The organism is Mesorhizobium sp. M0029, assembly GCF_040323735.1.
Taxonomy (GTDB): domain Bacteria; phylum Pseudomonadota; class Alphaproteobacteria; order Rhizobiales; family Rhizobiaceae; genus Mesorhizobium.
In genome coordinates, this window is the sequence record NZ_JAMYVF010000018.1 from 1 (window position 1) to 12186 (window position 12186).

At 63.7% G+C, this 12186-nt stretch carries 16 protein-coding genes; 5 read left to right on the top strand and 11 right to left on the bottom strand.

From position 1 onward, the window contains the following. Positions 1-167 precede the first annotated feature (167 nt). Complete coding sequence (locus tag NKJ76_RS24850; RefSeq protein ID WP_023706264.1) at positions 168-749, bottom strand: tetratricopeptide repeat protein; 582 nt, start codon at positions 747-749, stop codon at positions 168-170. A 113-nt stretch (positions 750-862) separates the two neighbouring features. Continuing rightward, positions 863-988, bottom strand: coding sequence for a type B 50S ribosomal protein L36 (ykgO, locus tag NKJ76_RS24855; RefSeq protein WP_006327841.1), 126 nt, complete (start codon positions 986-988; stop codon positions 863-865). Positions 989-1230: 242 nt separating this feature from the next. Here ykgO and NKJ76_RS24860 point away from each other — a divergent pair, with 242 nt between their 5' ends. After that, positions 1231-1659, top strand: a complete 429-nt coding sequence (locus tag NKJ76_RS24860) for a lysozyme inhibitor LprI family protein (protein WP_352538653.1) — start codon at positions 1231-1233, stop codon at positions 1657-1659. Positions 1660-1697: 38 nt separating this feature from the next. Here the strand turns inward: NKJ76_RS24860 and NKJ76_RS24865 are convergent, their stop codons facing one another. The 8 genes from NKJ76_RS24865 to NKJ76_RS24900 all read right to left on the bottom strand — a co-directional run bounded on the left by NKJ76_RS24865 (position 1698) and on the right by NKJ76_RS24900 (position 8163). Next, a complete protein-coding gene (locus NKJ76_RS24865) occupies positions 1698-2774 on the bottom strand; it encodes a 5-(carboxyamino)imidazole ribonucleotide synthase (RefSeq protein WP_023702776.1) in 1077 nt (358 codons plus the stop codon). Then, positions 2771-3268, bottom strand: a complete 498-nt coding sequence (gene purE, locus NKJ76_RS24870; RefSeq protein WP_023708578.1) for a 5-(carboxyamino)imidazole ribonucleotide mutase — start codon at positions 3266-3268, stop codon at positions 2771-2773. Before purE ends, NKJ76_RS24865 begins: the two co-directional genes overlap by 4 nt. A gap of 74 nt (positions 3269-3342) precedes the next feature. Further along, positions 3343-4548, bottom strand: a complete 1206-nt coding sequence (locus tag NKJ76_RS24875) for an aminotransferase class V-fold PLP-dependent enzyme (RefSeq protein ID WP_031196080.1) — start codon at positions 4546-4548, stop codon at positions 3343-3345. Positions 4549-4568: 20 nt separating this feature from the next. Further along, positions 4569-5030, bottom strand: coding sequence for a RidA family protein (locus tag NKJ76_RS24880; protein ID WP_023673109.1), 462 nt, complete (start codon positions 5028-5030; stop codon positions 4569-4571). A gap of 116 nt (positions 5031-5146) precedes the next feature. Then, on the bottom strand, positions 5147-5941 hold the full coding sequence (locus NKJ76_RS24885; RefSeq protein WP_023673108.1) for an amino acid ABC transporter ATP-binding protein: 795 nt from the start codon (positions 5939-5941) through the stop codon (positions 5147-5149). 4 nt (positions 5942-5945) lie between these two features. Next, positions 5946-6596 carry an amino acid ABC transporter permease gene (locus tag NKJ76_RS24890; protein WP_023698475.1) on the bottom strand — a complete coding sequence of 217 codons (651 nt, stop codon included), beginning with the start codon at positions 6594-6596 and terminating at the stop codon, positions 5946-5948. A 1-nt stretch (position 6597) separates the two neighbouring features. Beyond that, entirely contained in the window at positions 6598-7263 is a 666-nt protein-coding gene (locus NKJ76_RS24895; RefSeq protein WP_023673106.1) for an amino acid ABC transporter permease, read from the bottom strand. 69 nt (positions 7264-7332) lie between these two features. Beyond that, a complete protein-coding gene (locus tag NKJ76_RS24900; protein ID WP_023673105.1) occupies positions 7333-8163 on the bottom strand; it encodes a transporter substrate-binding protein in 831 nt (276 codons plus the stop codon). A 156-nt stretch (positions 8164-8319) separates the two neighbouring features. Here NKJ76_RS24900 and NKJ76_RS24905 point away from each other — a divergent pair, with 156 nt between their 5' ends. After that, positions 8320-9135 (top strand): IclR family transcriptional regulator, encoded by an 816-nt coding sequence (locus NKJ76_RS24905; protein WP_023673104.1) that lies wholly within the window; start codon positions 8320-8322, stop codon positions 9133-9135. Positions 9136-9159: 24 nt separating this feature from the next. Here NKJ76_RS24905 and NKJ76_RS24910 read toward each other — a convergent pair whose 3' ends face one another. After that, positions 9160-9363 carry a YdcH family protein gene (locus NKJ76_RS24910; protein WP_023673103.1) on the bottom strand — a complete coding sequence of 68 codons (204 nt, stop codon included), beginning with the start codon at positions 9361-9363 and terminating at the stop codon, positions 9160-9162. A 239-nt stretch (positions 9364-9602) separates the two neighbouring features. Between NKJ76_RS24910 and NKJ76_RS24915 the strand changes: the two genes are divergently transcribed. The 3 genes from NKJ76_RS24915 (at position 9603) to NKJ76_RS24925 (ending at position 12183) form a co-directional block, all read left to right on the top strand. After that, positions 9603-9782 (top strand): YdcH family protein, encoded by a 180-nt coding sequence (locus NKJ76_RS24915; protein WP_023684024.1) that lies wholly within the window; start codon positions 9603-9605, stop codon positions 9780-9782. Between the two features lie 286 nt (positions 9783-10068). Next, positions 10069-11322 (top strand): flavodoxin-dependent (E)-4-hydroxy-3-methylbut-2-enyl-diphosphate synthase, encoded by a 1254-nt coding sequence (gene ispG, locus NKJ76_RS24920; RefSeq protein ID WP_023834970.1) that lies wholly within the window; start codon positions 10069-10071, stop codon positions 11320-11322. A gap of 3 nt (positions 11323-11325) precedes the next feature. Then, complete coding sequence (locus tag NKJ76_RS24925) at positions 11326-12183, top strand: lytic transglycosylase domain-containing protein (protein ID WP_023748319.1); 858 nt, start codon at positions 11326-11328, stop codon at positions 12181-12183. Positions 12184-12186 lie beyond the last annotated feature (3 nt).

Here is a 12186-nt window from a genome sequence, read left to right on the forward strand (position 1 = left end):
GTAGGGAGTAGGGAGTAGGGAGTAGGGAGTAGGGAGTAGGGAGTAGGGAGTAGGGAGTAGGGAGTAGGGAGTAGGGAGTAGGGAGTAGGGAGTAGGGAGTAGGGAGGTGGCGTCTCGACCAATCTTCTCTACTGACTACTCACCAATCCCTAATTCCTACTGCCTAATCAAATTCCTTCGCCGGCAAGCTCTTCCGAAATTGCCGCGACCTGGTCCTGGGCGCTGCGCATCATCGGATAGATGGTAAGCACCTTCTGCCAGGCTTCGAGCGCCGATTGCTTGTGGCCGGTGGCGGCCATGATCTGGGCCAGGCCCGAAAGCGCGCCGAAATGGCGTGGTTCCAGCTGCAGCGTCTGGTCGATGTCGGACATCGATTTCCCGAAATTCTTCATCATGTAATGCACGGTGGCGCGCCGGTTCCAGCCTTCGGCATATTTTGGCTGCAGGATGACGACCTGGTCGAGGAAGTCGAGGGCGACGTCGAACTTCTGGTCGTCAATCGCCTTTTGCGACCATTGCATCATCAGGTCGATCGAGGCGCTGCCGGACTGGAACCATTCGCCCCAGATGCGCCCGGCGATGCGCTCGGCCGCCTTTTCGTTGCGCTCGCGCTTCAGCTCGGCAAACAGTTGGTCGAGCCTGGCTTCCCTGGTCAGGGCAACCGGCGGCTTTGCCGGCGGATCGTCCGCCGACGCCGGAGTGACGCCGAAAAGAAAGAGGGTGGCCAAAAATGCAAAAAGAATCCGCATCGCCGGAATCTAACCCCGGACGGCGGATCGTCAAACTGAAATTAGCGTGAAAGTGCCTGGAACCAGGCAATTACCATCGTATGGACGGAGGCAACGAGCCTCCGGCCGAACACTCAGCCCTGGCGCGCCTTGTAGCGTGGAGCGGTCTTGTTGATGATGTAGACGCGGCCCTTGCGGCGAACCAGCTGGTTGTCGCGGTGACGCGCCTTCAGCGCCTTGAGCGAATTCTTGATCTTCATGGTCTTGCCCGTCGGTCTGGGCCCTGTCCGGGCCGAATTATTAAGGCGCGCCTGAAAAGCGCGCCTTTGAACTTGCGGTGGCTCATAAACGAGGAGCCTTGCCCGTGTCAACCGCAAGCGTGCTGGATAGAGGCCGAGAATGGCTTTGGCCATCAAATATCCGCCATCTCGGCTCCACGCCATTGCGCGGCCGAAGGCGGGCTGGAATGGTGCGGCACCCGCAAGCCGATTTGGAGACCTCCATGCGCCTGTTGTTTGTGTCCGCCTGCCTTGCCGTTGTGGCAGCGGCATCCACCGCGCAGGCGCAGGAATGCGACCGCAACGACGACAGCCAGCAGATGATGAACATCTGCGCCGGCGAGGACTATCGGGCCGCCGATGCCAAGCTCAACCAGGCCTACAAGGATCTCGTCGGTCGCAACGACGACAAGGGCAGGAAGCTGCTGCAGGTCGTGCAACGCGCCTGGATCGCCTTCCGCGACGCCGAATGCGCCTATACGACGACAGACAGCGAGGGCGGCTCCATCCATCCGATGGAGGTTTCACAATGCCTGACCGAACTGACGGACCAGCGCATCAAACAGCTCACCGCGGGCGCCAATTGTAGGGAAGGCGATGCGAGTTGCGCCAGCCCCGACGAGGACGGGGATCTGAACGACGAGCTGCAATAGGGCTCGAGCCACGCCCTCGCGCAAAGTGCCGGAATGGCTTAGCTACGGCGGCTGATGCGCGTGAAATGGCCCATCTTGCGGCCTGGGCGCGCTTCCGCCTTGCCGTAGAGATGCAGCATCAGATCGGGCTCGGCGAGCAAAGCGGGCACCCGCAGCACATCGTCGCCGATCAGGTTTTCCATGATGCAGTTTGAATGCCGGCCAGGGTTGCCCAGCGGCAGGCCGGCAATCGCGCGGATATGCTGCTCGAATTGCGAAACGATGCAGGCGGCTTCCGTCCAGTGGCCGGAATTGTGCACGCGCGGCGCCATTTCGTTGGCCAGCAGCGTGCCATCGGCAAGAACGAAGAACTCGACGCCGATGACGCCGACATAGTCGAGGGCCGCCAGGATTTTCGCTGCCGACCCCTGTGCCGTCGCCGCCGTCTCCAGCCTGATCTGGGCCGGCAGGGTCGAGGTATGCAGGATGCCGTCGCGGTGGACGTTCTCAGCCGGATCATAGGCGGCGACCGCGCCGTCCAACCCGCGCGCGGCGATGACCGAGATTTCGCGCTCGAAAGCGACGAAGGATTCGAGGATCAGCGGCACATTGCCCATGGTCTCGCATGTGCCGGCAAAGCCGCCCGTCTCCATGTTGCGGAAGACGCGCTGGCCCTTGCCGTCATAGCCCATGCGGCGGGTTTTCAAGATGCCGCTGCCACCGAACTCTCTCAGCGCCGCCGTCAGCTCGTCGTCATTGTCGACGGAGCGGAAATCCGCTGTCCTGATGCCGATGCCGTTCAGGAATAGCTTCTCCGCCACCCTATCCTGGGCAACTTCCAGCGCTCGCGGCGGCGGATAAACCGGGACCTTGGCAGCAAGTGCGCCGGCGGCCGCCACCGGCACATTCTCGAATTCGTAGGTGACGACGGCGCTGACTGCCGCCAGTTCGGCAAGGGCGTCCGCATCGTCATAGGCGGCGGTGATCTGGCGGTTGGCGACCTGAGCCGCCGGGCAATCGGCCTGCGGTTCGAGGATAATTGTGCGGTAGCCGAGGCGCGCTGCGGCAACAGCCAGCATGCGGCCGAGCTGGCCGCCGCCGATGATGCCGATGCTCGATCCCGCGGGCAGGCTCACGGCGCGTCCGTCGGTTCGGTGGCGACCCTGGCGGTTTGGGCGGTGCGCCAGGCATCCAGGCGGGCGGCAAGTTTTTCGTCGTGCAGCGCCAGCACGGCGGCCGCCAGAAGGGCGGCGTTGGCCGCACCCGCCTTGCCGATGGCAAGCGTGCCGACCGGAATGCCGGCCGGCATCTGGACGATGGAGAGCAGCGAATCCTGGCCTGACAGCGCCTTCGATTCGACCGGCACGCCGAACACCGGCAGCGGCGTCATCGCCGCCGTCATGCCGGGCAGGTGGGCGGCGCCGCCGGCGCCGGCGATGATCACCTTGTAGCCGGCCGCCTTGGCGCCTTTGGCGAAATCATAGAGGCGGTCCGGGGTGCGGTGGGCGGAGACGATCAGCCGCTTGTGCGGAATGCCCAGCGCCTCCAGCGTTTCGGCGGCGTGGCGCATCGTCGCCCAGTCGGACTGGCTGCCCATGATGATGGCGACGTCGGCGCGGTGGTCGGTCAAGCGCATGCTCCCGGCGGTAAAGGCGCGCCTTAGCGGAATTCGGGCTGGCCCGCAAGGATGGCGGCCGCCGCAGCCTAGTCCGGCCAGCGCAGGGCGCCGGATGAATCCTTTCGCGGCTGTCTCATCGCATCCGCCGGCCTGTCGGCCGCGGTGAGCACGGCGCGGAGGCGTTCGGCGACGATCTCGGCCTCGCCTGGGTGCAGGTTGCAGGGGTCGAGAAAGAAATGGCCACGCTCGACCTCGTGGTTGCGCACGATGATGGGCGGCGATCCGGCCGCCAATGCCGAGGCGAGGCCGGCGGCACTGAAGCGGCTTTCGGGGGAGACGAAGATCTGCAGCCGGTCGAGTGGATTGGCGGTCGGGTCGGGAATGATGTTTGCGACGATGCCGGGTATTCCCTGCAGCGAATCCCTCCATAGATTGAGCGCCGCTTCCTCGCGCTGGCGGATGCCGGCATGGTCGCGCTTTTCCCAGGCTTCGAGCGCCGCCATCGTGCCGGCGATGCTTTCCTTGCCGACCTTCATGGCGCGGGCGACGCCGCGGTTTTGCAGATAGGCGGCGCGGACGAGATCCTTGCGGCCGGCGACGATGCCGCTGGTCGGCCCCGAAAGGAATTTGTGGCCGCTGTAGACGACGATGTCGGCGCCGCGCGCCAGGAAGCTGCGCAGGTCATATTCGGAAGCCGCATCGACGATCACCGGCACGCCCCTGGCGTGGCAGATATCGCAGAATTCCTCAAGGGAAAGCATGCCGTATTGCACGGTGTGGTGCGCCACGACGTAGAGCGCCGCCGCCGTGCGCTCGTTGATAGCCTCGCGCACATGATAATCCTGCGTGACGCTGACCGTGCCGGCCGGAATGACCTTGGCGCCGGCGACGCGGATCGACTGGTCGATCGGTGCGCCGTAATTGACGATATGGCCGAGCTGGATGACGACTTCGGACTTCAGCCCTTCGGTATCGTCGGGCAGCCGTTCGATCGCCAGCAAATTGGTGCCGGTCATCGCCCCGGCGATCGCCATTGTGATGCCTGAGGCGCAGCAGGCGGTGATGAAGCCGGCCTCGCCGCCGGTGAGGCGGGCGGTGATCACGCTTGCGGCGCGCTGCAGATCGTCCATCTCCACCCATTGCGAGGCGATCTCGGCCATGGCGCTGATCGCCTCGGGAACGATGATCGAGGCGCCGAGCGTCGTCATCGTGCCGGAGACGTTGATGATCGGCCGCAGTCCCAGCCGTTCACGGATCGTGGTGTTGGAGCCGGTGTCGGAATAGGTTTTCATGTTCAGCAATCCCTTGACGGTCAGGCGGCGATCTCGACGACCGCTTCGATTTCGACGGTGATGTTTCCAGGCAGCGAGCCGACCCCGATCGCCGAGCGGGCATGGCCGCCGATCTTGTCGAAGACGCTGGCGAACAGGTCCGAGCAGCCATTGACCACTTTCGGGTGGTCGCTGAAGGTCGGCGTCGCATTGACGAAGCCGAGCAATTTGACGACGCGCACGATGCGGCCGAGATCGCCGGCGGCGGCGTGCATGACGGCGAGCAGGTTGAGGCCGGTGAGGCGGGCATGCTCATAGGCCTGCTCGACGGTGACGTCCTCGCCGACCTTGCCGGTGCACAGCGTGCCGTCGGCGCGCAGCGGCCCTTGACCCGAAAGAAAGATCAGCCGGCCGCTTTCCGCATGGGTGACGAAATTGGCGATCGGCGTCGGCGGCTCGGGCAGCGTCAGGCCGAGCTCGGCGAGCCGGATGTAAGGCGTCATGGAAGAATTCTCCTTGGGCCGGCCTGTTGTTTTACGCAATTCCCAAGGGAAAGCGCTTCGCGCTTTTCCCGGGAAAACCGCTTACACTTTTCCTGGATTGCTTTGGGCCGCCCATGTCAGAAATGCGAGGCGCGGAACCGCGCCAGGAAAGAGCGCAGGCGCTCATTGGTGGTCTCTTCGGCAAGGATCTCCTTCGGCGGGCCAACAGCGCTGACACCGCCATCGGCCATGAAGACAATGCGGCTCGAAGCGTCGCGGGCAAAGGCCATCTCGTGCGTGACCATCACCATTGTCATGCCGTCTTCGGCCAGGCTGCGCACAACGGCCAGCACCTCGCCGACCAATTCGGGATCGAGCGCGGAGGTGATCTCGTCGAGCAGCAGGATCTTTGGCTCCATGGCGACTGCCCGCGCTATGCCGACGCGCTGCTGCTGGCCCCCGGAGAGTTCCGCCGGCAGGCTGTCGGCCTTGTGGGCGAGGCCGACGCGGCTCAGCCAATGCTCGGCGATCTGGCGCGCCTCGGCCTTGCTCTTGCCGCGCACCTTGGTGAGGCCGAGCATGATGTTGCCGGCGGCGGTGAGGTGCGGAAACAGGTTGAAGCTCTGGAACACCATGCCGGTTTCGGCGCGCATATTGGCAAGGTCGCGCTCGCTGCGCCGCTGGCGCGCGCCGGCCTCACGAAAACCGACCTCCTTGCCGTCGATGCGGATCGAGCCTGAGTCGTAGCTTTCGAGAAAGTTGACGCAGCGCAGCAGGGTGGTTTTGCCGCTGCCGGAAGGGCCGATGACGGTGACCACCTCGCCCCTGTCCACCTTGAGGCTGACCGAGCGAAGCACCTCGACCGAACCAAAGGCTTTCGAGACCCCGGCAATGTCGAGAAGGGCGGCATTGTCGTTCGAGCTTGTGGCCATCGTGCTAGTCCCGGATGAAGGCAAAGCGCCGTTCCAGCCGCCGGCTGGCGTAGGAAAGCGCATAGTTGACGGCGAAATAGATCAAGGCGCCGAGGATGTAGAGCGGCATCGCCTCATAGGTGCGGCCGATGACCTGATTGATCGCCTGCATCAGGTCGGTGATGCCGAGCAGCGAGACCAGGGCGCTGCCCTTGACCGCATCGGTGACGCCGTTGATCCAGGGCGGCAGGAAGCGCCGGAAGGCCTGCGGAAAGATGACGTAGGTGAGCCGCTGGCGAAAAGTCAGCCCAATGGCCATCGCCGCTTCTGACTGGCCCTTGGGAATGGAGCCGACGGCGCCGCGGAGATACTCAATGACCTGCGCCGTCTTGAACAAGGTCAGCGCCAGCACCGCCGCCGAGAAGGATTGCAGATGCAGGCCGATGGCCGGCAGGCCGTAATAGACGAAGAACATCAGCACCAGGATCGGGATGCCGCGGATGGTGTCGGAGAAGATGCGCACGGCCCAGCGCAGCGGCACCGGGCCGTAGACCAGGCCGACGCCGAGCGCGACGCCGGCAATCAGCGACAGCACCACGACCAGCAGCGACACCCACAAGGTGATGGCGAAGCCCTGGGCGAGGAACGGTACGGCGTAGAGGATCTGGCTCAGCATGTCAGCGCGCAGCCCTGAACCGGCGTTCGACCAGCCGCAGCCCGAAGAGCAGGGTGTAGCCGGTCACCAGATACATCGCCGTCGTCACCAGATAGACCTCGACGATGCGGAAGGTGTTGAAGTTGATCCACTGGGCGCCGAAGGTGAGCTCGGGCACCGAGATCACCGAGGCGATCGACGTGTCCTTGAACAGCGAGATGAAGGTGTTGGACAGCGCCGGCAGCGTGATGCGCAGCATGGTCGGCAGGCGCACATGAACCAGCCGCTGCCAGGGCGTCAGGCCGATGGCCTTGCCGGCATCGAGCTGGCCGCGCGGCACGGCTTCCAGGCCGGAGCGGAACACCTCGACCAGATAGGCGCCGCTATAGACCGACAGCGTCAGCACGAACGAGGTCGGCGCGTCGTAGGCGACGTCGATCACCGTCGGCAGGCCGTAGAAGACAAGATAGACGAGCAGGATCAGCGGCACGTTGCGGATGAATTCGACGTAGGCCGCAATGATGGCGCGCACCACGCGTCCGGCCGAGACATACCAGACCGCCAGCATCAGGCCGATGACGACGCCGATGGCAATCGAAATCACGGCAAGCTCGAGGCTGAGCAGAAGGCCGCCCCACAGCTTGTCGAAATGCCGCCAGATCAGGTTGAAGTTGAGCGTATAGCCCATGCGTCTCCCGCAATAACCAAGGGGATGCGAACTAGAAGGCGGAAGGGCTAACCCTTCCGCCAGCACTTGTCAGACAACCGGGAAACCGGGATGGCGGGCCGGCGGCTCCTGGCCGAAATAGTCCTTGAAGGCGGCGTCGTAGAGTGCGGTCTCATGGCCGAACATGGCGATGGTGAAGGTCTGGTTGACGAAGGTCAGCCAGTCCAGGTCGCCCTGCCTGACCGCCGCGCCGTAGAGCATCGAGTACCAGCTCTTGCCGGCATCGAAATATTTGTCGGGGTTGCGCGAGGCCAGCCAGCGCACGGTTGAAAGATCGACAGCGGCGGCATCGGCGCGTTTCGATTCCAGTGCCTGCAGCACATTGGCCTGAGTGTCGATCTGCAGCACCTGCGCCTCCGGCAGGGCGTAATGGACCGAGCTTTCGGCATCGACATTCTGCAGGATCGAGATGCGCGTCGCCGAACCACCGGCGAGCAGCTTGTCGAAGGTCTTGTTTTCCGCCGTCGGCAGCGTCAGCAGGGCGACGCCCTCGACATAGTATGGCCTGGAGAAGTGGATGAGCTGCGAGCGCTGCGCGGTCATGGTCATGAACTGGATGGTAATGTCGACCTTGTTGGTGGTGACATTGGGGATGCGCTGCGCCGGATCCTGCATGACGAACTCGACCTTGCTCGGATCGTCGAACAGACCCTTGGCCAGAATGCGGCCCATGGTGATGTCCATGCCGACTAGCTCGCCGGCATCGTTTTCGAAATGCCATGGCGCGTTGGTGCTGCCGGTGCCGACGATCAGCTTGCCGCGGTCAAGCGCGGTGCGCAGAACGCTGTCGGATGCGGCTTGTGCCGCCGCCTTTTCGGCGCTGACAGCGGTCATCACGCCCGCCGTTGCAAGCCCGGCCATGCCCAGTTTCAGAAAATCTCGCTTGGATGCGTCGTTCACTGCGACCTCCTGTTGTTTGAGTTCCCCTTACAGACGCACGTGTCGCCGACCTGAATTGTCTCTTACAATAGACACATGTATCCTATACAAGACAGATACTAACATCAGGAATCAGTTATGCAAGACAGCAATGGACTCACGGATCGGGCGGAGCTTGGTCCAGCCGAGAGCCCGACGCCCGACAAGACCTCCGGCTCGCGCGAGAAGGGCCTCAACCGGGTGCTGGAGATCCTGGAATTCCTGCATGTCACGCAACGCGCCATCGGCATTGGCGATCTCGCCAAGGGGGTGAATGCGCCGCGCTCCACCACCTATACGCTGGTGCGTTCGCTGGTCGATGCGGGTCTCCTGGAGATGGAGGGCGACGGCAACCGGGTCTATTTCGGCAAGAAGCTCTACCTCTATGGGATGGACTATGTCAGGGGCAACGACCTGCTTAGGCGGGGCCGGCAGGAGGTCGACAATCTGTCGCGCGAGACCGGCGAGACCTCCGAATTGTGCATGCTGCAAAGCGGGCGCTATACCATCGTCCATTCCAGCCCCGGCACCAGGCCGTTCCGCATCAGCTCGGCCACTGGCTTGCAGATCCCGCTGCCATGGACGGCATCGGGGCGGCTGCTTCTGGCCGGATTGGAAAGGGCCGCCATCCAGGACATGGTCTCGGAAGACGACCTTTTGCTGCCCGACGGCCGCAGGCTGCAGTTCGACGACTTCATTGCCGATATCGCGACGGCCAGAACGACCGGCTATTGCATCACTTCGGGGCTGGTCGACGCCTACACCAAATGCCTGGCCGCCCCTGTCTTCGCGGCCGCCGGCAAGGTCGAGGCGACGATGTGCCTGGTGGTGCCGATCGACACTTCAGCGGAGAAGACCGACGAATTGCTGACGTTGCTGCGCCATCGCGCGGCGCGGCTGTCGATAGCGGGGTGAGCAGTTAGGCCCCGAGGCCGTCGGCTAAGCGATGATGTCCGGAATGATCTTGTCTTCCAGCGCCATCAGCCGGTCCTTGAGGAAAAGCTTCTTCTTCTTCATGCGCTGGATCTGCAAGGGGTCGCAGCCCATGGCGATCATCGCATTGATGGCCGCGTCGAAATCGGCATGCTCCTGCTTCAGGCGGGAAAATTCGAGGCGGACATCGGCCTTTTCCTGGTCGGACATTCTCTACCGTCTGCATGTCTGCGGCGCCCGGCAATGGGCATGATTGGGCGGGGGCGGCATCAATTGCCGCCGGCGCGCAGCCAATATCACATATCACATTGTCGTGGAATGCTACCACGCAGCATTCGACATCGCAGCCGGATGGTGGCAGACTGTCATGGTGCCGTCACAGATGCGACCTGCGGTGGACGTGCCTTTGACGGCTGCAATCGAGGAAACCATGAAAGGGAGAACCAATCATGTCTCTTGCATCCCATCTTGATGAGTTGCAGCGGAAACACGGTGATATCGAACGCGAGATCGACGATGCGATGAACCATCCATCGGTCGACGACCTCGAAATCGTGAATCTGAAGCGACGCAAGCTGGCACTCAAGGACGAGATTGAAAAACTGAAGGCGAAACCGACGAGACACTGACGCCCTTCCAGGATTAGACGCGCCGCCTTGGCGCGTGACTATCGCTCCGGTGGCGACATGCCGCCGGAGGCCTGTGTTTGCTACTGATTCCGATACTGTTGCCGGCGAAACCCGTCTGTGGGGTCGCCGCGCTGCTGCGATTTGGCGGCTCTGCTTGTCTGTCGCCATTGACAAGCCATCTTTGCTCCTCCACCTCATGCCCGAACCTCAGCGCTATGCGCTGATAGCTGATTGAGCGTGCGTCGACGTGGACGTGTGTCGCTCGGGTGATCAAGAGGCTGCCGGCATGACCGGGTATTTTTCCTCCCCCTTTGGGCGCCGGACATCGGTCGGCGTCGATGTCGGCGGCGTGGTCGTCGGCGGCGGCGCGCCGGTCGTCGTGCAGTCGATGACTAACACCGACACGGCCGATATCGACCAGACCGTCGCGCAGGTTGCGGCTTTGCATCGCGCTGGCTCCGAGATCGTGCGCATCACCGTCGATCGTGACGAGAGCGCCGCCGCCGTGCCGCGCATCCGCGAACGGCTCGAGCGGCTCGGCATCAATGTGCCGCTGGTCGGCGACTTCCACTATATCGGCCACAAGCTGCTGGCCGACCATCCGGACTGCGCCGAGGCGCTGGCCAAATACCGCATCAATCCCGGCAATGTCGGCTTCAAGGACAAGAGGGACCGCCAGTTCGCGGCGATCGTCGAAATGGCGATCAGGCATGACAAGCCGGTGCGCATCGGCGTCAATTGGGGGTCGCTCGATCAGGAGTTGCTCACCCGGCTGATGGACGAGAACCAGCGTCAAGGCTTCCCGCTGACGGCGCAGGAAGTAACCCGCGAGGCGATCGTGCAGTCGGCGATCCTGTCGGCCGAAATGGCTGAAGAGATAGGCCTCGCCCGCGAAAAGATCATCCTGTCGGCCAAGGTCAGCGGCGTGCAGGATTTGATCGCCGTCTACACCGAGCTTGCCACGCGTTCCAACCATGCGCTGCATCTCGGCCTCACCGAAGCCGGCATGGGCTCCAAGGGCATCGTCGCCTCGTCGGCGGCCATGGGCATCCTCTTGCAGCAAGGCATTGGCGACACCATCCGCATCTCGCTGACGCCGGAGCCGAATGGCGATCGCACTCGCGAGGTGCAGGTCTCGCAGGAACTGCTGCAGACCATGGGCTTCCGTCAGTTCGTGCCGATCGTCGCCGCTTGCCCCGGCTGCGGCCGCACGACATCCACCGTGTTCCAGGAACTCGCCCAGAACATCCAGGCCGATTTGCGCAAGAACATGCCGGTCTGGCGGGAGAAATATCCCGGCGTCGAGAACCTCAAGGTCGCGGTGATGGGCTGCATCGTCAACGGCCCCGGCGAATCCAAGCACGCCGATATCGGCATCTCGCTGCCCGGCACCGGCGAGACGCCGACCGCGCCCGTCTTCGTCGATGGCAAGAAGTCGGCGACGCTGCGCGGTCCGTCGATCGCCGCCGATTTCGAAAAAATGGTTGCCGACTATATCGAGCAGCGGTTTGGCCAGCACGGCAAGGCTGCGGCCGAATAAGCCATGCGGGGGCTGCTCAAAGCCGGTGTGATCCTGCTCTGCGGGCTGGGTGCCGGACAGGCGCTCGCCGATCCACCGCAATCGCGCTCGGCGGCGAAACGATTGATCGGCCGTGTCTGTGACCTGATCGAGACGCATGCCGAGCGGAACGGCCTGCCGAAGGATTACTTCGCCCGGCTGATCTGGAAGGAAAGCCGCTTCGACCCCAATGCGGTGAGCCCGGTCGGTGCCGAAGGCATCGCCCAGTTCATGCCGGGCACCGCCAAGATGCGCGGGCTGGCCGATCCTTTCGACATCGACCAGGCGATCCCGGCTTCGGCGAAATATCTCGCCGAAATGAAGACCGGCTTCGGCAATCTCGGCCTGGCGGCGGCTGCCTACAATGCCGGCGAGAGCCGCGTTTCGCGCTGGCTGGATTCCGGCGGTTTCCTGCCGATGGAGACCGAGAGCTACGTCTTCGACATCATGGGCGAACCGGCCGACAAGTTTTCCGACAGCGCTTACGCCGGGACGGTCGAGCCGCTCGACGCGAAAACCAGCTTTCCCGTCGCCTGCCGCAAGCTGCCGGTGATCATGTCCAGAACCGTGGCGATGGCCTCGATCACTGTGAAGCCATGGGGCGTCCAGGTGGCCGGCAATTTCCGCAGGGGAGCTGCGATCAATCAGTGGCTGCGGGTCAGGAGCCGGTTTCCGGCGCTGCTTTCCGGTCGTGACCCGGTGGTCAGCCGGGTGCGCACGCCGATCGGCCGACGCGGCATCTACGCCGTCAGGATCGGCGTCGACGACCGTGCCGCCGCCAACGTCATCTGCCAGAAACTGCAAAGCGTCGGGGGCGCCTGTATCGTCGTGCGCAACCGATAGACC